Genomic DNA, 25,611 nt, shown 5'->3' with positions numbered 1-25,611 from the left:
GTTTTTAAATATATAAAGGAGAAATAATGGCTACTAAAAAAACTAGCGAAAAAGAAACAAAGCAAACAGCTAAAAAAACTACTGCTAAAAAAGAAACGGCTAAAAAAGAAGTAAGTAAAAAAGAAACTTCTAAAGAAGTAGCAAAAAAACCAACTGCAACAAAAGCTGAAAAAGTAGAAAAAGAAGTAGTTGAAGATAAAGCTGTTAAATCTAAATCAAAGGAAACTACATTGTCTAACGAAGTAAGTAAAGTTGAAGAATTACAAAATGAAATTGAAAAATTAAAAGCTGAACTTGGTATTATGAAACAATTCAATAATAATCGTGATAAAAACTCAAGCGATAAAATCTTTATGGAACTTGAAAAATTAAAAGAGATTATTTATGGTTTAGAAGATAGAATTGAAGAGCTTGAATATCAAGTAAGCGAAAAAGACGATTATTAATATTCATTCCGTTTTTCGGAATGAATTAAACTTATGCTATTTACATTTATTCTTTCATTAATTAGTTTTGTTGTTTTAATTATTTTTAAAGGTATTGATTTTACTTATTTAAATTCTTTATATGATTTTATAAGTTTTAAGACACTTGCCTTACTTTCTATGTTTATAGCTGTTAATAAATCCTTAGAATTAATAGGAGCATTTAAGCTACTTGCCTTTTATGTATTAAACAAAATTACCAAATTAAAAACCATAGCAATTTTACTAATACTAATATGTTTTTTTAGCTCTATGTTAGTTACTAATGATGTAGCGTTGCTTTGTTTTGTGCCTTTTAGTATTTATTTATTAAAAGAATTAAAAGCGAAAAAATTTACTATGCAAATCATAATATTACAAACAATAGCAGCAAATCTTGGCTCAATGCTAACCCCATTTGGAAATCCACAAAATTTATTTATATTCACATATTTTCATTTAGATTTTTTAAGCTTTTTTAAAAGCACTTATATTTACTGCTTTATATCTTTAATATTATTATTTATTTTTACCATAAACATTAAAAACAAAAACATAAAACTAAAAAATCTTATAAAAACTCAAATAAATCAAAAATTATTTATCCAAAACCTAGCATTATTTTTCATATCAATTTTATGTGTTAGTGATATTTTAAATATATTTTTAGGTTTTTTTATAGTTTTTATAAGCTTATTTATTAGTAATAAAAACGCAATTTTTAAAGCTGATTTTTCTCTTATTATAATTTTTATAAATCTTTTTATATTTGTAAAAAATATAAGTTATTTTATAAGTATTAAAGAATTTGATATTTTTTATCTAAGTATATTTTTATCTTGGATTATTAGCAATGTTCCTGCTTGTGTGTTTTTAGCTAGTTTTACAAATGATTATAAAGAATTATTATTAGGGGTAAATATTGGCTCATTAGGGACTTTAATAGCGTCTATGGCTAGTTTAATTTCTTATAAATATTACATTAATTCTTATAAAAATAAAGCTTTTAAATACATAATCAATTTTACTTGGATAAATATTGTATTTTTAATAATTTTAGTAGTTTTTAAAGAATTATCCCGAATTTAATCGGGATAAAATTATTTCGTATTAAATATAAATTCCTTATCAAAATCAACTTCTACAAAAGATTTCAAATTCCCTTGTAAAATAAGCTCACTAAGTCTTGAATCAATTTCTTGATATATAGTTCTTTTTAAGGCTCTAGCACCATATTCATCACTATATCCTAGATTTAAAATTTCTAATCTTGCATTCTCACTAATACTAAAGCCAATTCCAAGTTCAGCTAATTTATTGCTAGTATTTTTAAGCAAAATATCAATAATTTGTAAGCATAAATCTTTATTTAAAGCATTAAATCCTACTATTTCATCAAGCCTATTTACAAATTCAGGTTTAAAGTATTTTAATAATTCTTTATTTATTAATTCATTTCTTTCTTTTTCATTTTTAATATCTACAAACTTAGCTGCTCCAATATTACTTGTAAATATTATTAAAGTGTTTTTAAAATCAACCCTAAAGCCTTTATTATCACTCAAAGCTCCTTCATCTAACATATTTAAAAATATATTAAAAATCTCAGGATGAGCTTTTTCTATCTCATCAAAAAGTAGCACCGAATAAGGTCTATTTTTAACAGCTTCTGTTAATTGTCCGCCTTCATCACTTCCTACATAACCAACCGCAGAACCTATTAAATTGCTTACTCTATAACTTTCAGCATATTCATTCATATCAAAACGAATTAAAGCCTTTTCATCATCAAAAAGCTCTTTTGCAATTGCTTTTGCTAATTCAGTTTTACCAACTCCTGTAGGCCCTAAGAATAAAAAGCTTCCTATAGGACGATTGCTATCACTAAGCCCTGCTTTATTTGCCCTTACTGCACGAGCTAGAGCTTTTATAGCTTTATCTTGTCCTACTACACGAGTTTGTAAATTATTTTCAAGATTTAAGTATTTTTCACTCTCATTGCTTAGTAATTTACTAACCTTTATTCCTGTCATTTTTGCTAAAATTAAAGCGACTTGTTCATCATCAACTTCGTTTTTAAGTAAAGTTCCACTTTGTTTTAACTCTTGCCAATTTGCTTTAGCATTCTCAAGCTCGTTTTTAACTTGTGGGATTTTTCCGTATTCAATCTCTCCTGCTTTTTGATAATCTCCTTTATTTTTTGCAATATTTGCTTCATTTTGCAAATTATTAATCTCGTTCATTTTCTTTGAAATTTCAGCAAATACTCTTTGCTCGTTTTCAAATTTCATTCTTAATTTTCTTTCTTCTTCGCTAAATTCACTTAATTCATTTTCAATTTCTTTTAATCTTTCTTTATTTTTTTCTTCACCTTCCATTAATAAAGCTTCTTTTTCAACTCTTAATCTAACGATATTATTTTTTACATTTCTTAAAGCACTTGGCTCACTTTCAATTTGCATTTTAAGTTCAGCCGCAGCTTCATCTATTAAATCTATTGCTTTATCAGGTAAAAATCTTCCTTGAATATAACGATTACTAAGCTTAACAGCAGCTACTAAAGCTTTATCATTAATACTTACATTATGATGAGCGCTTAATCTTTCTTTAAGACCCCTAAGCATTGCTATTGCATCATTTACGCTTGGTTCATTCACAATTATGCTTTGAAATCTTCTTTGCATTGCAGCATCTTTTTCAAAATATTTTTTATATTCTTTTAAAGTGGTTGCACCAATGGTTTTAAACTCGCCCCTACTTAAAGCAGGTTTAAGTATATTAGCAGCATCCATACTTCCTTCACTTGCTCCTGCACCTAATATTGTATGAATTTCATCAATGAAAATTATAATATTAGGATTTGCTTTTACACTTTCAATTATATTTTTAAGTCTTTCTTCAAATTCTCCGCGGTATTTTGCTCCTGCAACAAGTGCTGCTAAATCAAGACTTAATATTTGTTTATTAGCTAAAGAGCTTGGCACTTGTTTATTAGCAATTGCTTGAGCTAGAGCTTCTACTATAGCTGTTTTACCAACTCCTGGCTCACCTAATAAAATAGGATTATTTTTGCTTTTTCTAATTAAGATTTGCATAAGCCTTTCTAATTCATTATCCCTTCCTGTAATTGGGTCAAGTTTGCCTGATTTTGCTAATTCAACTAGATTTGTGGTGTATTTTTCTAATTCTTTATTGCTTATGTCATCTTGCTCTTTTTCGCTAATTTTTCTATCGCCTCTTAAAGCATTTAATTCGCTTTTTAATACAAGTAAATCTAAATAATCTTTTAATAACTCACAAATTCCACCCTTATCACACTCACTAATTATCCACATATCAGTGCTTAAGTAGCTATCACCTTTGCTTAAAGCAAATCCAATAGCCTTTTCAAGTGAAGTTAAAAGTGCATTGCTAGGTTTTACATTATTAGCATTTACTCCATCGCTTTTTACTAAATTATCAGCCTTACTTTTTAGCATTAGTGAAATTGCGGTTTTATCTATTGATAATTTATTAAATACTTGATTAAGAATAGAGCTTGAATCATTAGCAATAGCCCATAAAATATGAAATGGTTCTATATTTGGATTTTTATTAAATACACATAAGCTTACTGCTTGACTTAAAGTTTCATTAAATTGATTTGTTAATTTATCTTGAATATTCATATTATCTCCTTTAATTGATATGGTTCGTATTATATTACTTTAGTCTATTATTGTCAAGTATAAAATTAAATTTATCACTTAAATATATTAAGTGCTAAGTTTTTTATTTAAAAATACACATAATTGCTTACTTGTATTTAAAAAATTGCGTTAAAATCACAGCTTTAATCTTAAATCTTATTGGAGCTATCGTGAATTTTAATAAAAAGATATTTTTGTGTGTTGCACTTGGAATTTCGTTGTTTGCAAAAACTGATGAAGAAGCTGAAAGACAAGCATTTTCAAAGCTTATTAAAACTTTTAGAATGATTGAAGCAAATTATGTTGATGAAATCAGTATAGAGCAACTTGTGGATAAATCTTTAGAAGGATTATTGAGTAATCTTGACGCACATTCAGCATTTTTAAATGAAAAGAATTTCAAATCTTTACAAGAAAGCACAAACGGAGAATTTGGCGGTCTTGGAATGACTTTATCAATTAAAGATAATGCAATAACCGTTATTGCACCGATTGAAGGAACACCTGCTGATAAAATTGGTATAAAATCAGGCGATGTTATTTTAAAAATTGAAAATGAAAGCACGATAGGAATGAATCTTGATGACGCAGTTTCTAAAATGCGTGGCAAACCAAATACTAAGATTAATATTACAATATATAGAAAAGGCGAGAAAAAGCCACTAGATTTTACGATAACAAGAGATATTATAAAAGTTGAAAGCGTTTATACTAAAAAAATAGAAAATACAGACTTTTTATACATTAGAATTACAAGTTTTGATAGAAATGTTGTAAGTAAAGTAAAAGACGCATTAGCTATTAATAAGGATATTAAAGGGATAGTAATTGATTTAAGAAACAACCCAGGTGGTTTATTAAACCAAGCTACAGATTTATTGAATTTATTTATTGATAAAGGTATTTTAGTATCTCAAAAAGGAAGAGATGAAAGTGCTAAAATAGATACTTTAGCAATTAAAGGTGCTGCAATAAATACAAAAATACCTATTAGTATAATTGTAAATGGTGGAAGTGCAAGTGCAAGCGAAATCGTAAGTGGAGCTATGCAAGATAGAAAAAGAGCGATTATTGTTGGTGAGAAGACTTTTGGTAAAGGAAGTGTTCAAATGATTAGAGAAATCAATGATAAAGAAGGTATAAAACTAACAATCGCAAAATACTACCTACCAAGTGGAAGAACAATTCAAGCAGTAGGAGTTACTCCTGATATTATTGTGTATCCTGGTAAGGTAAATACTGAAGATAGTGGCTTTAGTATAAAAGAAAGCGAACTTAAAAAGCACCTAGAAAATGAATTAGAAAAAATTGATGGTAAAAAAGAAAACAAAACCGATAAAAATACACTAACTCAAGAGCAAATCAATGAAGATTCTCAATTAAAATCAGCAATTGACGCTTTAAAAATCTTAGTAATTAAAGGAAATTAATGAAAAAAATAATCTTTTTGATATTTGCTAGTATTTTATTTGCAGCTCCATCAAAAGAATTAAGTGTAATGGACGCTCAAGTTTATACAAACCTTAATCAAAATAATGAAGATGCAAATAGTTTTACTAGCGATATTAAAGAAGAATTTAATGATAAAGTAGAACTTGCTATTAATGCTAATTTTTCAAAAAATTCTGTAAAAACTAAAGAAGTTTTTTATATAGATATAACAATTAATTCTAATTACAAAACAAATTTTACTCCGCAAATTAATTTTGAAAAAAGCATTGATATGCAACAATTAAATAAAGATATTAAATTTAATAGCGAAAATGGAATTTATACTACTCGTGTTTATTTTCAAGCAAATACAGCAAATGCTAAACTAAACTCAATTGATGCTAAGTTATTTAGAAATACTCAAGAAGTAGGAAATGCTAAAATCAGCCTAGATAATTTAAAAATTGAAGAATTAAAATTTAATAAAGATTATGTAGAGTTAGTTGCAAGTGATTTAAAAATTACGAATTTAAAATGCACTGAATATGATGAAACTAGCGTTATATGTGGAATGGACGCAAAAGCAAATAACACTAATTTTAATAATTTTTCTTTAAAAACTGCAAAATCACAAAGCATTACAAATGTCGGAAAAGACTATGAAAATGCAAAATGCTCAATTGCTTTAATTTTTCCTAATAATATGAAAAATTTCTCTTTTTCATATTATGACCCATTAGAAAATAAATTCATAGAATATTCTAATAAAATCATAGTAGAATCTGAAGAAATAAGCACTCAAACAGACTTAAATCCAATAACAAAAGAAATTAATTTTTATTTACAAATTGGAAGCTTAATCTTAGCTGTAATTTGTCTCATAATTGTAGTAATTTTTAAAAGGTTTTTTTCTTTAATAGCACTTGCTATAGTTTTTGTAGCTTTTAGCTTTATTGATGGTGGGAATTTTAGTAGTGCTAAATTAAAATCAGGTGCAAGTGTTAGAATTTTACCAACTAATAATTCAACTATTTTTTATAAAAATACTGACATAAAAGAAGTAAAAATCATAACCAAAAAAGACAATTTTGTGAAAATAGCACTTGATGAAAATACAAGTGGTTGGGTAAAAAATGAAGATATTGAATAAAATCTTAAGTATTTTTCTAGCAATAATCATAGCAATCAGCATTGCTTTTGTAATTGTTTTAATGTTTATTTTTCCTACAAAAAATTGGGTTATTAGAAAAACTTGGGCAAAATTTATCCGTAAATTGTGCTGTTATAAAATAGAAATAAAAGGCGATTTTAATCCTAACGCAAGAATGATTATCCTAAATCATCGCTCAATGCTAGATATTATCGCACTTGAAGATATATATCCATACGATTTAGCTTGGATTGCAAAAAAACAGATTGAAGAATTATTTTTCTTTGGAAATATCATAAAACTACCTAAAATGATTTCAATAGATAGAGAAAACGCAAGAGATTTCGTAAGAGTTATAAATGAAGCAAACGATAGATTAAGTAATAATAGAAACATATCTATGTTTCCTGAAGGAACTAGAAGTGATGGCTATGAATTATTAAGGTTTAAAAAAGGCGCTTCAATGCTAGCTACTAAGTTAGATGTTTTAGTTCAACCTGTTGTAATTATTGGTTCAAAAGAGATTTTAGATAGTAAAAGAATAACAATTCACTTAGGTAAAAAACTTACAATAATACCTTTACAACCACTAAAAGCTAATGAATTAGACAATGCAAAAGACTTAATGCAAGAAGCAATTAATGAATATTTCAAGGCTAATGAGTGAATATTTTTATGGTTGCTTTAGGTGGAGCCATTGGTGCTGTTTTAAGATATATTTTAAGCACTTTTATAAATCGTAATTTTGATTTTAAATTCTTTATAGCTGGGACATTAATCGTTAATTTAATAGGCTGTTTTTTGATAGGATTATTTTATGCACTAGCTAAAAATTACGAGAGTTTAAACGAGATAAGACTATTAATAGTAGTAGGATTTTTAGGTGCTTTTACTACTTTTTCATCAATTACTTATGAGAGCATAACATTATTAAAATCATTAGGCTTCGTTGCCTTTAGTGCAAATATTATTTTAAATGTAGTATTTGGACTAATAGCAACTTATATTGCTTTAATTTTTTTTAAATAGGAGAAAATATGGAATTTAAAACCGAAGTAAATCAATTACTTAATTTAATGATTCATTCACTTTACTCAAATAAAGAAATATTTTTAAGAGAGCTTATATCAAACTCAAGCGACGCTATAGATAAGCTAAATTTCTTAAGCCTTAGCGATGAAGCTTATAAAGGAATTAGCTTTAATCCTAGTATTAAAATTAGCATTAATAAAGACGCTAAATTATTAATCATAGAAGATAACGGCATAGGTATGGACGAAGCTGATTTAAATAATAATTTAGGCACAATTGCTTCAAGTGGAACTAAGAAATTCTTAGAAAATTTAAGCGAAGATGCTAAGAAAAATAGCGATTTGATAGGTCAATTTGGTGTTGGATTTTATTCAGCATTTATGGTTGCAAATAAAATTGAAGTTTATACTAAAAAAGCCTTAAGCAATGATTCGTTTTTGTGGAGTTCTGATACAAATGGTTATGAAATCACTAAAACAAATAAAGATAGTTTTGGCACAAAAATAGTTCTACATTTAAAAGATGATGAGTTTTTAAACACTCACACTATTGAAAACCTAGTTAGCAAGTATTCAAATCATATTTCTTATCCGATTTTCTTAGAAAAAGAGATAAGTGTTGGCGAAGGAGAAAACGCTAAAACTGAATTAAAATTCGAGCAAATCAATAAAGCAAAAGCTTTATGGAGAGAAAACAAAGCAAGTCTTAAAAAAGAAGATTATTTAAAATTCTATGAAGGCATAAGTTATGATAGTAAAGAGCCGATTTTATATGTTCATACTAAAAGCGAAGGCGGTTCTTTAGAATATTCAAGCTTATTTTTTATCCCTGCAAATGCTCCACACGATTTATATAGAGTAGATTATGAAAAAGGTATAAAACTTTATGTAAAAAGAGTATTAATTAGCGAAAAAGAAGAGATTTTACCAAGTTACTTAAGATTTGTTAAAGGTGTGCTTGATGTTGAGGATTTACCTTTAAATGTAAGTCGTGAGATACTACAAGAAAATGTAATTTTAAGAAAAATCAAAGAAATCAGCACTAAAAAGATTTTAGGTGAATTAGAAAAATTACAAAAAAATGACGCTAATAAATATGATGAGTTTTATAAATTATTTGGTGCTGTATTAAAAGAAGCATTGTTTGACCCAAGTGCAAACAAAGATGAAATTTTAGCATTATGCAAATTTGATAATAGTCAAAACGATACTCAAATCACACTTGATGAATATTGTGCTAATTTAGGTGAAAACAAAACTATTTATTATCTAATCGGTGAAAACAAAGAATTATTAAAACACTCACCTTTACTTGAAAGCTACAAAAAAAATGGCATAAATGTATTGCTTTTAAGCGACAAGATTGACCCAATCGTAATTCCTATGGTTCATAAATATAAAGATTTTGATTTAAAAGCTATAAACGAAGTTGATGAAATCAAAAAAGATGAATTAAACGATGAGCAAAAAAGCTTTTGTGAAAAATTAAGCAAAATATTAGAAAATGATGTAAAAGAAGTAGTTTTATCTAATTCTTTAGAAAGCTCATTATCAAGCTTAGTTTATGATACTAAAGACCAAGAATATATGATGGCTAAAATGATGGCTCAATTTAGCGGAGAAAAAATGAATGCTAAAGGCGTTTTACAATTAAATGCAAAACACGAGTTAGTAGCAAAACTAATAAACGAAAATAACGAAGATAGCCTTAAAAATCTAGCATTTATAGCTTATGGCACCGCAGCACTTGCTCAAGGCTTAGAATTTGCTAAGGTTAGTGAGTTTAACGAAGCTGTTATAAATCTAGCTAAAAAAGCGTTTTAATGCAAGAAAACAAAGCCTATTTAAGCGAACAAATAATTACTTATTTAGGCAATAAACGCTCATTATTAGGCTTTATTGAAAAAGGCGTAAAATATGCAAAAACCGAGCTTAAAAAAGATAAATTAAGCTCGGTTGATTTGTTTAGTGGTAGTGGCATTGTCGCAAGGTTTTTAAAACAACACTCAAACTATTTAATAGCAAATGATTTAGAAAGTTATAGCAAAGCAATCAACGAATGCTATTTGTCAAATATAAATGATGATTTATATAAAGAGCTTGAAATAGAGCATAAAAAACTAAAAGAGCAAATCATTAATAATTTTAATGAAAACGGCTTTATAAGAGAGCTTTACTCTCCTAAAGATGAGCTAAATATCACTCAAAATGATAGAGCTTTTTATACAAATTATAATGCTAGTTATATTGATACAGCAAGATTATTATTAGAAAATCACAAATATAAAAAATACTTTTTAGCACCACTTTTATATGAAGCTAGTGTAAAAGTAAATACAAGTGGTGTTTTTAAAGGCTTTTACAAGAATAAAAATGGCATAGGAGAATGGGGTGGAAGTGGCAAAAATGCTCTTAGTAGAATTATTGCTAATATTGAATTAGCAATGCCTATTTTTTCAAACCATAATGTGCCTTTTAATGTGTTTTGGCAAGACGCAAATGTTTTAGCAAATGAGCTTGATTGTGATTTATGCTATATTGACCCACCTTACAATCAGCACCCTTATGGCTCGAATTATTTTATGCTAAATCTAATTACAAATTATATTAAACCACAAGATATTTCTAAGGTTTCAGGTATTACAAAGGATTGGAATAAAAGCGTTTATAATTCTAAAAAAACAGCTAGCGAAAGCTTTTTTGAGCTAATAAACAATCTAAAAGCAAAAATAATTTTAATCTCATATAACAACGAAGGCATAATAAGTGAAGATGAATTTAAAAACACTCTTTTAAAATTTGGTAGTTTAAATATATTAGAGCAAAAATATAATACCTTTAGAGCAAGTAGAAATCTAAATAATCGTAAAATCCATGTAAAAGAGATTTTATATATCCTTAAAAAAATATAAAAATAATATATGATTTAATATGCTTAATCACAAAAACTACCTAAAGCCTTGTTTTTATCTACAAAATATACTACTTATAATAAACACTTAAAATTATCATAAATATTTATATTTTTATTAAAAGAATTTAAAATTGTATCTTATAAATCAAAAAAGCTTTATTATTTAATAAAAATACTAATTAATAAAAATTATTATTTATATTATCCATAGATATAATATTTAAAATATAATTACCTATGCAAATATTATTTGTATAAATTATTTAAGGAGTTTTTATGAAAAAAATCATTTTTTCTTTACTTTGTTGTAGCAATTTATTAATATCTCAAACTTTTATAGAATTTAACACTCTAGGTGCAAGTATTAAAGACAAAAATAATATTTTTGATAATGATTTATCTAGCACCTTAAACGCAAGTGTATATTTATATAAAATGGATAATTATGATAATGATTTTGTAGGTGGAATAGACTTTAGCCATTTTAATATATATTCAAGGTTTTTTATAGGCAATCAAGGAAGCAAAACTGATATTGATTTATATAATTTCACAGCTTTAGGTGGATATGGATTTTATAATGATATTTACAATATATCACTTTCTTTATTAGGCGGTGTAGGATATGAAAAGGCTAAATATAATTTAAGTAGTGATATTATAAAAAACGCTAATTTTAATAAGAATTTAAAATCAAATCTATTAACGCTAGGAATTGCTGCTAAATCGTATTTGGACAGCAATTTAATACTTGGAATGAGATTATTTACTAAGCACTACACAAACAATAATATAAAAGAAAAATCAGTCCTAGCAGGAGATATATCATTAGGTTATAGTATTTCAAGACAACTTAATGGATTTTATACTCAAGTAAAAGTAGGCTATGATAATAATTTAGTAGGTAAAGGTGTTAATTTTGGAATAGGATTAGGCTATTCATTTTAAAACTTAGGTTTTTTATCCAAAAGATAAAAAACCTTAAATTAAATCTCTTTTATAAATTCTTTTTAACTTTCTATCTAATTTATAGCATACTTCATAAATTGCAGGAATAGCAAAAAGTGTTAGTATGGTTGAACTAATAAGACCACTAATTACTGCAACTGCCATAGGAGAATTGCTCTCATAACCAGCTCCGTGTGAAATAGCTAAAGGTAGCATTGCAAAAATCATAGCAATCGTAGTCATTAATATCGCTCTAATTCTACTTTTGCCCGCTATTTTAAGAGCTTCTTTAACCCCTATTCCGCTATCACATAATTTATTTGCAACATCAATTAATAAAATTGCATTTTTGCCAACCATTCCAAATAACAAAATAAGAGCAACCAAAACAAATAAAGAAAATGTATTGCCTGTCAAATAAAGACCAATACAAGCTCCTGCAAACGCAAGTGGCATTGTAATCATTATTACAAATGGAACGATAAAGCTTTCGTAAAGGGCTGCTAATACTAAATAAATTAATAAAAATGATAAAAGCATAACCATAGCAAACCCTATCATTGTTTCTTCTAAAAGGTCAATAAAACCAGTAAAAGTATATCTTAATCCAGTATTTTGCATAATCTTACTCATATTAGTTTCTAGTTTTGCCTTAACCTCGTCTAAAGAAACTCTATCAACCCCTGCAGTAATTTTTACTGAACGAGTTTTGTTAAGTCTATTAATACTACTACTATCCTTAATTAGCCTAATATTTACTACATTTAATAGGCTAATTAAATTATTATCCATAGTTCTTATTTGTATTTTCTCAAGCGATTTCATATCTTCTTTAGATACTTTTTCAAGTTGAATAAATATATCTTTACTATCTTTTAAACCATCTAATACCCCGACATTAGCGTGTGCAAAAGAAGTTTGAATTATCCCTGCTAATTCTTGGGTATTTACATTTAATTTTCTTGCTTTTTCTTTATCTATATAAATAGCTAAAACATCTGCATAAGCATCAATATCATCACTAATATCAACAACACCTTTTAATTCACTTAAAATATTTTTCGCTCTTCTACTAGCACTTACTAAAGAAGAAAAATCATCACCTAATAATATAAATTGAACTGGCTCATCAATACCTGCACCTTCAAATTTAGGTATTTCTAAAACTTTGATTTTAAATTCTTTTAAACTCAAACTATCTCTTAGATTAGATACTACTTCTTTTTGTCTTTCGGTTCTTTCATTTAAAGGTTTTAGCTTAACATATATTTTAGATTTTTTTCTATCTTTTGCATCATCGTAGCCTACTAATAAATAAGCATAATCTACATTTTTATTTTCTTTAATTTGCTTTAAGACTTCTAAAGATTTAGCTTCCATAACTTCTATTGATAAATCTTTTTTAGATTCTATTTGAACTTGTAGTTCGCTATCATCTTCCATAGGTAAGAAATCAAGTCCTATTTTAGGTGCTAAAGAAAAAGATAAAGCACATAAAATTAAAATAATACCTATAAAAATCTTTTTATATTCTAATATAGTATCAAGTGTATTTTCATACCAACTTTCTAATTTAATAAAATATTTTTCTGTTCTATCGTGAAATTTACTCTCGTTGGTATTTAAAAACCTAGCACTAATGGTTGGGACTAAAAATACACAAACTAAAAACGATATAATTACTCCAAAGGCAACACTCATTCCTAATGTATTAAAAAACAAACCAGAAATACTATTCATAAACGAAATCGGAATAAACACGCATAATAAAACTATACTGATACTAAATACAGAAAAAGCAATATCCTTAATACCTTCATAGCTTGCATATAAAGCATTTTTCTCTGCCTTAATTTTTTTACTAATATTTTCAATTACAACTATTGCATCATCTACGAATATACCAATAGATAAAGTAAGTGCTATTAATGTCAAGCGATTTAAATCGTATCCAAATAAATCTATTAGAAAAAAACTTGAAATAATTGAAGTAGGAATTGCAATGCTAGCAATAATAGTAGCACTGATATTTCTTAAAAATAAAAACACTATTAAAATTGTTAAAATCACCCCTAAACACATATCAAATACAACTTGATTTATATGCTTTGTAATATTTTCTGATTTATCATAAACAACTTCAAATTCTATATTTTTATGATAATCTTGAATACCTATTAAGGCTTGTTTAATATTTTTAGCAACTTCTAAGCTATTTTGACCTGTGATTTTTTTAAGCTCTACTAAAACCCCATTGTCTCCATTAAAATGAGCATAACTATCTTTTAAAGTATATCCTATACTAATATCTGCTACATCTTTTAAAAATACTCCTGGAGCTATTCTTAATTGCTCTAATTCTTCTACACTATTTGAGTCAAAATAACCTTTAATAGTAATATTTTTAGCTTCATTTTCAATACTTCCTAAAAAGGTTTTAAAATTCTGCATTTTTATTAATTTTGCAACATCTAAAGAATTTAAATGGTATTTATTTAATTCATCTAATTTCAAATCAATTTTGATATTATTTTTTAAATAACCTACCATTTTAACTTCTCCAACGCCTTTTATACGCTGAAAGTCGCCTTCTAAATCATCTTCAATCAACTGCATTAAATCTTTATCGCTTAAATCTTTAGATGAGATAAAAATACTCATAACTGCACCTGCATCTGATGAGACTTTTTCAACACTTGGTGGGTATTCTAATTTCATTTTTGATATTTTTTCACGAATATCATTTACTGCTATTTCTAAATCTTTACCTAGTTCAAATTCTACGACTATTACGCTTAGATTATTAAAACTTTTTGAACTAATTCTTTTTATCTGGCTAACACCTGAAATTTGATTTTCTAACTTTTTAGTAATTTGAGATTCTACATAGCTTAAATCAGCATTTGCAAATGTAGTGATTTTAACAAGTGGAATATCAACATTAGGATATAAATTAATAGGCATTGTAAAAATTGATATAACACCAAAAATCAATAACCCTAAAAAAGTCATCAAAATAGTAACAGGTCTATTAATTGCAATTTTTAACATTTATTTATCCGTAATAATATAACCATCTCCAAATGAACCAATTTGTATATCATTTGCTAAGACTTCTGCATAAATTTTTCTAGTTTTTATATCTATATTTGGATATACCTTACTAATTACACCCTTCATATTTAAACCATTTATACTATATTCATAAGTATTACCTACTTTAACCTTATCAGAATACTTTTCATCAAAACTTAAAAGTAATTTAACTTCAGGGTAACTATCTAAAATTAATAAAGGTTGATTAGGACTTGCTACGCCTTCTCCAACTTCAATATATTTTGCCGTAATTACTCCATCAAAAGGAGCTTTTAATTTTTTTTGATTTATTAAAGTTTCATATTTTTTACTAGACATTCTTGCTGATTTTAGTCTTTGTTCTGCTTCGCTTTTTTTAAAATTAATTTCATCTAAAATTTGTTCATTCAATACTGATTTTACTTGCTCGTATCTTTTAAGAGTGCTAATTGCTAAAGTTAAAGCTTCATTTGCTAATTTTTGTTGAACATTTGATTCTTCTAATCCAACTTGCTCAATTGAACTATCAAGTTCTAATAAAATATCACCTTTTTTCACGCTTTTACCTACATCTACATTAATTTTATTTACAATTCCAAAAGACTGCAATGACAATTTAGCACTTTTTTGAGCAACCACATCAAAACTAGCATAAATAGAATCTGCAAATAAATTAAGACTAATTAACAAAAATAATAATTTTTTCAACATTTCTCCTATAAATCAATTACAAAATCTTTAATAATAATACCTTTAGCAAGTAATAATTCTGCCTTAGTTATTTCAAATTTAGCTTTACTTAAGCTAAGCTTCGCCAAAGCTCCTTGCATAGTTTCTAAAGAATTTAAATATTCAACATATCCAACAAGTCCAGCTTCATATTTTTTAGCAATACTCTCATAAGCAATTTTGCTAGCATTTAAAAGCTTTTCATTAGCATTGATTTCTTCTTGTAAAAATGAAATTTTTTGAATTAATAGTTTTTCCTTTTCACTAACTGATTTTTTACTATATATATTCATTTCTTTAGCGGCTAAATTACTAAGTTTTGCACTCTCATATGCCTTTTTGTCAGCTCCAAAAGAAAAAACATTCCAAGATAAACCTAGCATAAATATATTTGAAAACATTTTTTCTTTTACTCTTTCTTTTACTATCATATCAAACGGAGCATATAAAGAATAATTGAAATTATTTTTTGAAAATCCCACAATATTTTTTACAAAAATAGTAGGTTTAAATGGTGCTAATGATAAATCCTTATTAAGCTCACTCATCTCTTCTTTTAAAGAATTTATTTTAATATCATAAGATTTATTAGCACTATCTTCATAAATAATAGCACTGCCTTTTGTAGGAATAAAATTATTATTAGTTATTAAATAAATATTACTTAATATCTCATCTTTTTGATAATTTAAATTATTTAATTCACTTTTATTTAATTCTACTTTTGCTCTAAATATTTCTAGCTCATCATTAGGTCTTAAGCCTACTTTATTTAAATTTTCTAATCTACTTAAACTTGCATTTAAATATTTTAAATTCTGCTCTTTATATTCAATATTTTCCATTAAAGCTAAATAAGAATAATATAAACTTGCTAAATTAAATTCCAATTCATTTTTAGCCTTTTCTAATTCAATTTGACTTAATTCGTGATTTTTTTTCGCAAGATTTATATTAGAATTTCTTTTACCATCATAAATTAAAGCATCTATTGCTAAACTCACATTTGTTAAATTATTTGGATTTATTATATATCTATCATAATCAAAACTAACAAATCCAACTTGTAAAGTAGCACTAGGATAGTATTTGTATTTTACGCTTTTTGCACTTTCTTCTTTGCTTAAAGTTTCATAATTTTTAGCTTTTAATTGCTCATTATTCTCAATACTTTCTAGCATAGTTTTTAAGCTAGTTGCATTAAGCAAACTAAGACTTAATAAAATTAAAGATAATTTTTTCATATTTTTTCCTATGTAAAACTTTTAACCAAATTACCAATTAATAAATTCCAACCATCAACTAAGACAAAAATTAGAATTTTAAATGGTAAAGATATCATAACCGGCGGCAACATCATCATACCCATAGCCATTAATACTGATGATACAACCATATCAATTACTAAAAAAGGTAAGTATAGCAAAAATCCTATCTCAAATGCAGTTTTTAATTCACTAATCATAAAAGCAGGAACTAAAGTTACTAAATCCACATCATCAATACTCTTAGGATTATCAATATTTCTTAAGCGATAAAATAGTGCTAAATCCTTTTCTCTAGTATTTTTAAGCATAAATTCTTTAAACGGCTTAACACTTAATGCAAATGCTTCTTCATAGCCTATTTTTTCTTCCAAATAAGGCTTAATGCCTGTTTCATAAGATTTATTAGCAGCTGGTTGCATTATAAAAAAAGTTATCACAAGTGCTAAAGATATTAAAATTGTATTAGGCGGCATTGCTTGTGTTCCCATAGCTTGTCTCATAAACGAAAACACTATAACTAATCTTAAAAACGAAGTGCATACAAATATAATACTAGGAGCTAAAGCCAATATAGTTAAAACTATGACTACATTTAAAGTAGTTACTAATTGGCTAGGCGTTTCTGGTGCGCTTAGATTTAGATTTAATGTAGGAACGCTAAGTGGAGTATCAGCGTAAATAAACACTGAAAACAATAATAAAAGCAATAGTTTTTTCACTAATTTCCTTAAATAGTTTTTAAAAATGTTATCCAAAACTTGCTAACATTTTCTTAAAATCTAAAGGAAAAATATGAAATTAAGCATAGTAATACTAGCAGCTGGTTTTGGCACTAGAATGAATAGTAATTTAGCAAAACCTTTGCATACAATTTGTGGGAAATCTTTAATTAAAATTATTATTGAAAATGCTTTGCAACTTAGTGATGATATAACTTTGATTTTACACCATCAAGCAGACGCTATAAAAGAGCATTTAAAAGATTATTCTAATTTAAAATATATATATCAAGATATGCAAAATCATAAAGGCACAGGTGGGGCTTTAATAAATTATGAGCCAAAATACGAAGAAGCGTTGATTTTAAATGCTGATATGCCTTTAATAACACAAAATAGTCTAAAAATTATAGCTAATACAAATTCTAAAATAGTTTTAAGCACTTTTAATAAATATAGTGCTAATTCTTACGGAAGAGTGATTAAAGAAAATGACAAAATAAGTAAAATTGTAGAGACAAAAGATGCAAACAATGAAGAATTAAAATGCACTTTGTGTAATGCTGGAATTTATAAAATCAGTAAAGATATATTAAAAACTTACATTCCTAAGCTAAACAACAACAACGCTCAAAAAGAATATTATCTAACTGATATTATCAAAATGGCTATAGATGATAAAATAAGCGTTAGCGAATGCACCTTTGATGAGATTGAGTTTTTAGGCATTAATAATAAATTAGATTTAGAACAAGCCGAGCAAATTATGCAAAAAAGAATAAAAGATGAATTGCTTATAAATGGCGTTATTATGCATAATAAAGATAGTATTTTCATAGAGCTTGATACACAAATTAGTAATGATTGTGAGATTGAAAGCGGAGTTGTGATTAAGGCAAATTCTATTATAAAAAGCTCAAAAATCTTAGCAAATAGCGTTATAGAAAATAGTGAGATAATTAATTCAAGCATAGGGCCAATGGCTAGAATTCGTCCAAAATGCGTTATTAAAGATAGTAAAATCGGTAATTTCGTAGAATGCAAAAATGCAAAATTAGAAGATGTAAAAGCTGGGCATTTAGCTTATTTGGGAGATTGCGAGATTAGTAGGGGTGTAAATATTGGCTGTGGTGTGATAATTTGTAATTACGATGGCAAAAACAAGCACCTAAGCAAAATCGGTAAAAATGTCTTCATAGGCTCAAACTCAAACCTAATAGCACCAATTAACATACCTAGCGATACTTTAATTGCAGCAGGTAGCACGATTAGCAATAAAGACGCTGCTAAATTAAAAGCAAAAGATTTATTTATAGAGCGTAATAAAGGCGTGATTTTTAATAATTTTAAGGATTTTTAATGAAAGTATTATTATGTGTTAGTGGAAGTATTAGCTTTTATAAAAGCTTTGAATTAATTTCTATGTTTAAAGAAGAAGGAATTAAAGTAAAAGCTTTATTAAGTGATGGGGCTTTGAAATTCGTAAATAAATTAGCTTATGAAGCATTATGTGAAAGTGTTTTAACAAGTGAGAATGAAAGCTGGGAAAATGATAAAAATCACATAATGTTTTCAAAAGATTGTGATGCTGTTGTATTTGCTCCTGCTAGTGTTAATTCAATAAATAAACTAGCTAATGGAGTTTGTGATAATGTATTTTTAAGCACCTTAATTGCTTCAAACAAACCACTAATAATAGCACCTGCAGCAAATACTAATATGTATTTAGCAAGTCAAACACAAAAAAGCTTAGAATATTTAAAGAGTTTAGGTGTGAAAATAGTAAAACCAATTAGCAAAACCTTAGCTTGTAAAGAATTTGGCATAGGAGCTTTAGCTAATACAAAAGATATTTTTCTAGCAACTTTAAGAGAAATTTATAAAGATAAATTCTATATGGGAAAAAATATTTTAATAACAGGTGGCGGCACTCGTGAGAGCATTGATTTGGTAAGAAATATAGGAAATTATTCAAGTGGAACTATGTCAGATGCACTAGCTAAACAAGCTTATTTAAGGGGTGCAAATGTGGTGTATTTAAAGGCTAGATGTGATGAGATTAAAAATGAAAATTTCACACAATTAAGCTACGATACAAGTGCTGAATTAAAAGCCTTAATGCAAGATTATAAAGAATTTGATTATTTATTTATGTGTGCTGCAGTTAGTGATTTTATCCCTATCAAACAAGAAAGAAAAATAAAAAGAGATGAATTTGATGAAGAATTTAATATCAAAATAAGACCTAATGATGATTTATTAGCTACTTTTAATTTTTCGGGTAAAAAAATCGGCTTTAAACTAGAGTGTGATGAAAAGACTGCCTATGATAATGCAAAAAAAGCTTTAGTAAATAAAGGTTTAAGCTTATTATGTCTTAATATTTTAGGAGAACATACTCAATTTGGCTCAAGTAAAAACGAGATATTTTTCTGTGATTATTCAGGCATTAGTGAAGGGTATTTTGATACTAAAGAAAACTTAGCAAAAATTATTTTTGATAGAGTAAAAGCTGATGTTTAATGATGTTTTGCCAATTAAATTTAAAGTAATTGATAAATTAATGTTTAATCGCTACAAATTATTAATTGGTAAAAAAGAATTAACCACAAAATCAAACATTAATTTAGAGCCAAACACTTATTATTTAGCTGAAATTTATGATAGTTTAGTCTTTAAAAATCTTCAAGCTGATAAGGTTTTTGCCTATATTGATTATGATTGTTTTGAGTTATTAAAAATCGCTTTTAGAGATGATTTTAAATACACGCTAATTAATTCATTAATCCAAACAAATCAAAAATCAGATTATGAATGCTATAAAACAATGCTTTTTGCTTTGAATGAAGATATTTTATATTTACCTTGTTTGCTTGAAGGAAAACCTATATTAATTGAATATAGAAAGAAAAAAAATGAATTAGCAATTTATTATGATGTTTTTGCTAAATTAAGCCTTTTTTTAAATGATAATAAAATATTAACTAGCTTTTCTAAGGTTCAAAAAATCTGCTTTGAATATTCGCAAAATGTAGAATTAACTACTTATAAAGATGATTTTTTTAGCCTTAGTTATAAAGGAAATTTATGAACGAGTTAAATCATTTAGCAATCATTATGGATGGTAATGGTAGATGGGCTAAAAATCAAGGTTTATTAAGAAGTTTTGGGCATAAAGCAGGTGCAAAAACTATTGAAAGATTGGTAAAAGCTTGTATTGAAGAAGGCGTTTTAGAGCTTAGTTTGTTTGCATTTTCTACCGAAAATTGGAAAAGACCTAAAGAAGAAATTGAGTTTATTTTCAAATTACTTAAAGAATACTTATCTAGTGAATTAAACAATTTTATAAAAAATGAAATTAGATTTAAAAGCTTTGGAGATATTAGTGTTCTTGATTTGGATACTAAGAATTTAATTGAAGATTTTGAAGAAAAAACTAAAAATTACTCAAGAATTATTTTTAATCTAGGCATAAATTACGGCGGAAAAGATGAGATTTTAAGAGCTTTTAAAAAATTAAAAGCAAGTGATGAAGAAATAGATGAAAATAATTTTAATAAATATTTAGATATTAAAAACAATGTTGATTTATTGATTAGAACTGGCGGACATTTTAGGATTTCAAATTTCTTACTTTGGCAATGTGCTTATGCAGAGTTTGTTTTTACCCCTACTTTGTTTCCTGATTTTAAAGAAGATGAATTAAAAGAAATTATTAAAAATTATAGAATTTGTAAAAGGAATTTCGGTGGAGTTTAGTATTTTAGTTTTTATATTTGGGCTTGTTTTTGGCTCGTTTTTAAATGTATTGATTTTAAGACTACCTGAGAGAAAAAGTATTTTTTATCCGCCAAGTTCTTGTGGAAGCTGTAATAACAAATTGAAATTCTATCACAATATCCCTATTATTTCTTGGCTAGTTTTAGGTGGTAAATGTGGGTTTTGTAAAAGCAAAATAAGCATTCAGTATCCATTGATTGAGCTAATTGTTGGCTTTATATTTTTATATTGCATAGATATTAGTAGTTTAGAAAATCTTGCTTATTCTATTTGCTTAGCATTATCATTTAGCTTATTATTTGCACTTTGCATTATTGATGTTCGCTACCTTGCTGTGCCTAGCTTTACTTTAATGCTAACTTTGATTTTTGCTCTAATTTATACTCATTCAATAAGTAGTTTTAAAGATGCTTTAATCTTTGCAGGTGGTGCATATTTGCTAAAATCTTTAATAGAGAGCATAATGAATGCAAAAGCAAAAAGCGATGATGAATGTATTCAAGTAATGGGCGAAGCTGATATTGAAATAATGGCATTAATTGGAGCCTTATTAGGAATTAAACTTGGTTTTGTGGCTATATTTTTAGGAGCTGTTGTGAGTTTGCCTGTTTTTATGTATCTAAGAATAAAAGGCAAGGAAAACATACAAGTTCCTTTTATACCATTTTTAAGCATAGGACTTGCTTTAGTATGGTTTTTCCCTAGCGTTGGGCAATTTTGTTTAGATTATGTGCAATGATTAAAAAATATTTATTTAGACAATTCATAGGCTCTTTTTTATCAATATTTTTAACGCTATTTTTAGTAAGCTCTATCATTGTCTTATTTCAAATAGCAAAAATTACTTCTTATATAGAATTAAGCTTATATGAATTATTTAAATTATATTCTCTTATGAGTGTAAAACTCATCATTTTTACTACTCCTATTAGCTTTTTTATTACATGTTTTATGTGTATTCTAAGATTATCTAAAGAAAACGAAATAATTATGCTTTTTTCTCTAGGATTAAACCCTAGAAAAATAGCTAATTTTATTAGCTTTTTAGCCTTTATAGTAAGTTTGGTTTTATTAGTAATTAGCATAGTTTTAATGCCGCTTAGTTTTTCTTTATATGATAATTTTATTGATTATAAAAAAGCCTTTTCTAAAATTAATCTTAAAAATGCTAATTTTGGTCAAAAATTAGGAGATTATATATATTTTGCAGATGAATTAGAGAATGGAATTTATAAAAATATTGTTTTATATTTGCCAAAAACAAATTCTAAAAACGAACAAATATTATTAGCCAATCAAGGAACAATCCTAAACGAAGATAATAAAATCACATTTAATTTAGACAATGTAATGCTATATAATTTCAAGCAAAATACAGAAATTGCAAAGATTAAAAACCTTAGCTTTAGCACCTTAATTAATTCAAAAATTACTAATATTCAATCATTTAAAGACTATTGGAAAGATTATAAAACCCCTTCAAAATCAAAAGAATTAGTAATTTATGTCCTACTTAGCCTACTTCCTATTGCAAGTGTTCATTACGCACTAGCATTTAGCATTATTAGCTCAAGGTATGAAAAAAGCCACGAGTATTTAGCTATGCTTGTGTTTTTGATAATTTATCTAGTTCCTATGATGATGTTTTTAAATTATCATTTTTATACTATTACTTTTGTATTTTTCACTTCGCTAATAATTTCTAAGATTTGCTTTAGGAAAAAGATTTTATCAAGGTATTAAATGTTTTCAGCTCTTAAGATTTTTAATAAAAATATGATTATTTTAAGAGATGATTTATTAGGCGAAATTAACGGCAATAAAGCAAGAAAATTAGATATATTGAAAGACTTAAAACTCCCTTATAAACACATAATCTGCTATGGCTCAAGTCAATCAAATGCTATGCAAGCACTAGCACTCTGGACTAAAAATAATAATTATAATTTTTCTTTTGTTTGTGCTAGAAGATGCGAAATTAGTGGGAATTTAAAAAGTGCATTAGAAAATAACGCTGTGATTTATTATGCGAATAATCCTAAAGAATTTGCAAAAACTTTGCATAAAAATGATACTAATAGCTTTTTAATTAGCGAGGGTGTTTGTGAAGATTATGCTAGATTTGGCTTTTATAAAATGGCAAAAGAAATAGCAAAAATTGTAAATGAATTAGATTGTGATGTGGTATTAGCAAGTGGGACTTATACAAGTGCGATTTATCTTGAAAAATATCTAAGCACACTCTCAAATGCTAGAGTTTTTACAGCATCTTGCGTAAATGCTAATGAATACTTTGTAAAACAAATAAACAAACTTAATCCAAATTCCAAGCTAAAATTATTAAAAACTGCTAGAAAATATCATTTTGCAAATCTTTATGAAGAGCTATTTATATTAACAAAAAATATTAGCAATATTGAGTTTGATTTGCTTTATGATAGCGTTTGTCTAAAAGCAATTTATGAAAACCTTGATGAACTAAAAGAAAATATCTTATACATTCATCAAGGCGGATTAATTGGTTCTAAGAATTTAGAACTTCGTTATAATAAAAAATATAATCTCATAAATTAAAATTTCTTATTCTTAGCACCAAAGTGGCAAAGTAAAGAAAACACAATACACATAATACAAGCAAATAAAAGCATATATAAACCTGCATTCCAACCAAAAGCATCAACCATAGCACCTAAAAGCATAGTTCCTAAAGAAGCTCCTACAACATAGCTCATAAATCCACGAAGACCAACGCAAGAACCTACAGCAAAAGCAGGAACAACTTCCATAGTTTGAACACTTGCTAAAAATTGTGGCACATATACTAAACACCCAGCTGCTGCTGCAAAAAATATAGTGTAGTAAATATTATCGCTCGTAAAATATCCAATAATCATAAAAAATATTATACAAACAGCAAGAATTGCAGGTGGCATTCTATATCCTTTAAATAATCTATCAGATATAATTCCTGCTAACATTGTTGATGGAATTGCAGCCCATTCAAAGAATAAAAACGCTGTATGCATTTGCTCTTTACTAAAGCCTTTTACAGATAAAAGATAAATAGGAAGCCAATTTATCAACCCAAATCTAATCATATAAACAAAAGTATCCATCCAAGCAACATACCAAGCATTAGGGTTTTTTAGAACATATTTAACAAATATTTCTTTACTACTTAAATCAGTAGTTGAAGCTGAGTTTTTAATATCTTCTTCATAACCTCTTAATTTATTAATCTCGTTTAATTCTTTTAATCCTTCATTTTTAGGATTACCCTTAACAGCGTATAAAACATAAACACTAATTAACAAGGCTAAAATTGCTGGGACATAAAAGTGATTTACTTTCCAATAAGTGGCATTAAAATCAGCCGCAGCAATCCCTAATACAGGAGATAATATTAAAACAGATTTAGAAATAATTGGAGCTACCAAACCCCCTCCAATATTATGGCTTATATTCCAAATAGCAGTATAAATTCCTCTTTCTTTTTTAGGATACCAATTAGCTAGAGTAATAAAACTAGGTCCAACGCCCATTCCTTGAAAAACTCCAAGTGCAATAACAGCACCTACATAAGCATATAAAGCATTGCAAAAGCCTAATAATACATTAATTAACGCACATAAAATAAGACCTAAAGCCATATATCTTTTTGGGTCAGCCTTATCACTTAAAGCACTCATAACGCCTTTACTAATACCATAAGCAATTAGCATAGAACCAGTAATTAAACCTATATCAGAATTATTTACTGCTAAATCAGTCTTAATTAATGGAGTAGATAGGGTAATATTATTTCTTACTAAATAATATCCCATATAACCAACAAACACACCACTTAATGAAAGTTTTCTATACTTATAATAAGTGCTTAGCAACTCATCATCTTTAACCACCCTATCCTTTTTGACAGGTCTTAAAAAAGAAATCATCTTTAATCCTTTAAATAAAATAATAGTAATTTTATTTAAAGTTGTTTTAAAATAGTATTAATTATTGAGCTATATAAAGAATAATTTTTATTTTTACAATATTAATGAATATATAGCGATAAACCTGAAAGCATTGCTATAGTTTTTAACACAATAATACTTTTATAATATGCAAGTATTGATAACATAAAAATATGTAATAGAGTAGAACATTTTTTATTTTTTATGTAATAGAGTAGAACATTTTTTTATCTACTATATTACATACTATTGTTGGATACAAATAGCTTTATGTAATAGAGTAGAACATTTTTTATTTTTTATGTAATAGAGTAGAACATTTTTTTATCTACTATATTACATACTATTGTTGGATACAAAGAGCTTTATGTAATAGAGTAGAACATTTTTTTATCTACTATATTACATACTATTGTTGGATACAAATAGCTTTATGTAATAGAGTAGAACATTT

22 protein-coding genes are annotated in these 25,611 nt (G+C 26.7%); 16 read left to right on the top strand and 6 right to left on the bottom strand.

The window, feature by feature from the left end; genetic code table 11:
* Positions 1-26: 26 nt before the first annotated feature.
* Both AVBRAN9333_RS07875 and AVBRAN9333_RS07870 read left to right on the top strand, forming a co-directional pair.
* Positions 27-446 carry a hypothetical protein gene (locus tag AVBRAN9333_RS07875; protein WP_214117318.1) on the top strand — a complete coding sequence of 140 codons (420 nt, stop codon included), beginning with the start codon at positions 27-29 and terminating at the stop codon, positions 444-446.
* Between the two features lie 33 nt (positions 447-479).
* Positions 480-1,553: an SLC13 family permease gene (locus tag AVBRAN9333_RS07870; protein ID WP_336609766.1), complete on the top strand. Its 1,074-nt coding sequence runs from the start codon at positions 480-482 to the stop codon at positions 1,551-1,553.
* Positions 1,554-1,564: 11 nt separating this feature from the next.
* On the opposite strand, the gene AVBRAN9333_RS07865 is transcribed toward AVBRAN9333_RS07870, so the two are convergent.
* Positions 1,565-4,132, bottom strand: coding sequence for an ATP-dependent Clp protease ATP-binding subunit (locus AVBRAN9333_RS07865; protein ID WP_336608386.1), 2,568 nt, complete (start codon positions 4,130-4,132; stop codon positions 1,565-1,567).
* 155 nt (positions 4,133-4,287) lie between these two features.
* Here AVBRAN9333_RS07865 and AVBRAN9333_RS07860 point away from each other — a divergent pair, with 155 nt between their 5' ends.
* From AVBRAN9333_RS07860 to AVBRAN9333_RS07830, 7 genes are all read left to right on the top strand, one after another.
* On the top strand, positions 4,288-5,583 hold the full coding sequence (locus tag AVBRAN9333_RS07860) for a S41 family peptidase (protein WP_442862234.1): 1,296 nt from the start codon (positions 4,288-4,290) through the stop codon (positions 5,581-5,583).
* The gene (locus AVBRAN9333_RS07855; RefSeq protein WP_214117324.1) at positions 5,583-6,734 is read left to right on the top strand and encodes a hypothetical protein; all 1,152 of its coding nucleotides are present in this window, start codon (positions 5,583-5,585) and stop codon (positions 6,732-6,734) included. The genes AVBRAN9333_RS07860 and AVBRAN9333_RS07855 overlap by 1 nt, the downstream gene beginning before the upstream one ends.
* Positions 6,718-7,401 carry a lysophospholipid acyltransferase family protein gene (locus AVBRAN9333_RS07850; protein ID WP_336609765.1) on the top strand — a complete coding sequence of 228 codons (684 nt, stop codon included), beginning with the start codon at positions 6,718-6,720 and terminating at the stop codon, positions 7,399-7,401. The genes AVBRAN9333_RS07855 and AVBRAN9333_RS07850 overlap by 17 nt, the downstream gene beginning before the upstream one ends.
* Positions 7,398-7,763: a fluoride efflux transporter CrcB gene (crcB, locus tag AVBRAN9333_RS07845; protein ID WP_336609764.1), complete on the top strand. Its 366-nt coding sequence runs from the start codon at positions 7,398-7,400 to the stop codon at positions 7,761-7,763. Before AVBRAN9333_RS07850 ends, crcB begins: the two co-directional genes overlap by 4 nt.
* Positions 7,764-7,771: 8 nt before the next feature.
* Positions 7,772-9,589, top strand: coding sequence for a molecular chaperone HtpG (htpG, locus tag AVBRAN9333_RS07840; RefSeq protein ID WP_336609763.1), 1,818 nt, complete (start codon positions 7,772-7,774; stop codon positions 9,587-9,589).
* Complete coding sequence (locus AVBRAN9333_RS07835) at positions 9,589-10,677, top strand: DNA adenine methylase (RefSeq protein WP_336609762.1); 1,089 nt, start codon at positions 9,589-9,591, stop codon at positions 10,675-10,677. The genes htpG and AVBRAN9333_RS07835 overlap by 1 nt, the downstream gene beginning before the upstream one ends.
* Before the next feature lie 278 nt (positions 10,678-10,955).
* Positions 10,956-11,627: a hypothetical protein gene (locus AVBRAN9333_RS07830; protein ID WP_336608389.1), complete on the top strand. Its 672-nt coding sequence runs from the start codon at positions 10,956-10,958 to the stop codon at positions 11,625-11,627.
* A gap of 33 nt (positions 11,628-11,660) precedes the next feature.
* Here the strand turns inward: AVBRAN9333_RS07830 and AVBRAN9333_RS07825 are convergent, their stop codons facing one another.
* From AVBRAN9333_RS07825 to fliP, 4 genes are read right to left on the bottom strand one after another with little or no spacing between them, the layout of a single operon-like run.
* Positions 11,661-14,678 carry an efflux RND transporter permease subunit gene (locus AVBRAN9333_RS07825; protein WP_336609761.1) on the bottom strand — a complete coding sequence of 1,006 codons (3,018 nt, stop codon included), beginning with the start codon at positions 14,676-14,678 and terminating at the stop codon, positions 11,661-11,663.
* A complete protein-coding gene (locus AVBRAN9333_RS07820) occupies positions 14,679-15,410 on the bottom strand; it encodes an efflux RND transporter periplasmic adaptor subunit (protein ID WP_214117332.1) in 732 nt (243 codons plus the stop codon).
* A gap of 8 nt (positions 15,411-15,418) precedes the next feature.
* Positions 15,419-16,675, bottom strand: coding sequence for a TolC family protein (locus AVBRAN9333_RS07815; protein ID WP_214117333.1), 1,257 nt, complete (start codon positions 16,673-16,675; stop codon positions 15,419-15,421).
* Positions 16,676-16,683: 8 nt separating this feature from the next.
* Entirely contained in the window at positions 16,684-17,418 is a 735-nt protein-coding gene (gene fliP / locus AVBRAN9333_RS07810) for a flagellar type III secretion system pore protein FliP (RefSeq protein ID WP_214117334.1), read from the bottom strand.
* A 73-nt stretch (positions 17,419-17,491) separates the two neighbouring features.
* Between fliP and glmU the strand changes: the two genes are divergently transcribed.
* Genes glmU through AVBRAN9333_RS07775 form a run of 7 tightly spaced genes read left to right on the top strand, consistent with a single transcriptional unit; the run spans position 17,492 to position 23,772 of the window.
* Positions 17,492-18,778: a bifunctional UDP-N-acetylglucosamine diphosphorylase/glucosamine-1-phosphate N-acetyltransferase GlmU gene (gene glmU, locus AVBRAN9333_RS07805; protein ID WP_336609760.1), complete on the top strand. Its 1,287-nt coding sequence runs from the start codon at positions 17,492-17,494 to the stop codon at positions 18,776-18,778.
* Positions 18,778-19,941 carry a bifunctional phosphopantothenoylcysteine decarboxylase/phosphopantothenate--cysteine ligase CoaBC gene (gene coaBC / locus AVBRAN9333_RS07800; protein WP_214117336.1) on the top strand — a complete coding sequence of 388 codons (1,164 nt, stop codon included), beginning with the start codon at positions 18,778-18,780 and terminating at the stop codon, positions 19,939-19,941. Before glmU ends, coaBC begins: the two co-directional genes overlap by 1 nt.
* Complete coding sequence (locus tag AVBRAN9333_RS07795; RefSeq protein ID WP_214117337.1) at positions 19,934-20,509, top strand: hypothetical protein; 576 nt, start codon at positions 19,934-19,936, stop codon at positions 20,507-20,509. The genes coaBC and AVBRAN9333_RS07795 overlap by 8 nt, the downstream gene beginning before the upstream one ends.
* Positions 20,506-21,177, top strand: a complete 672-nt coding sequence (gene uppS / locus AVBRAN9333_RS07790) for a polyprenyl diphosphate synthase (RefSeq protein ID WP_336609759.1) — start codon at positions 20,506-20,508, stop codon at positions 21,175-21,177. Before AVBRAN9333_RS07795 ends, uppS begins: the two co-directional genes overlap by 4 nt.
* On the top strand, positions 21,167-21,937 hold the full coding sequence (locus AVBRAN9333_RS07785; protein WP_336607092.1) for a prepilin peptidase: 771 nt from the start codon (positions 21,167-21,169) through the stop codon (positions 21,935-21,937). Before uppS ends, AVBRAN9333_RS07785 begins: the two co-directional genes overlap by 11 nt.
* Entirely contained in the window at positions 21,934-22,941 is a 1,008-nt protein-coding gene (locus AVBRAN9333_RS07780) for an LptF/LptG family permease (RefSeq protein WP_336609758.1), read from the top strand. The genes AVBRAN9333_RS07785 and AVBRAN9333_RS07780 overlap by 4 nt, the downstream gene beginning before the upstream one ends.
* On the top strand, positions 22,942-23,772 hold the full coding sequence (locus AVBRAN9333_RS07775) for a 1-aminocyclopropane-1-carboxylate deaminase (RefSeq protein WP_336609757.1): 831 nt from the start codon (positions 22,942-22,944) through the stop codon (positions 23,770-23,772). It abuts the gene before it with no gap.
* Here the strand turns inward: AVBRAN9333_RS07775 and AVBRAN9333_RS07770 are convergent.
* A complete protein-coding gene (locus AVBRAN9333_RS07770) occupies positions 23,769-25,136 on the bottom strand; it encodes an MFS transporter (RefSeq protein ID WP_214149819.1) in 1,368 nt (455 codons plus the stop codon). The genes AVBRAN9333_RS07775 and AVBRAN9333_RS07770 overlap by 4 nt on opposite strands.
* Positions 25,137-25,611 lie beyond the last annotated feature (475 nt).

Origin of the sequence: Campylobacter sp. RM9333 (assembly GCF_020137705.1) — a bacterium.
Classification (GTDB): Bacteria; Campylobacterota; Campylobacteria; order Campylobacterales; family Campylobacteraceae; genus Campylobacter_E.
This window is presented reverse-complemented; position numbering and strand designations above follow the sequence as displayed.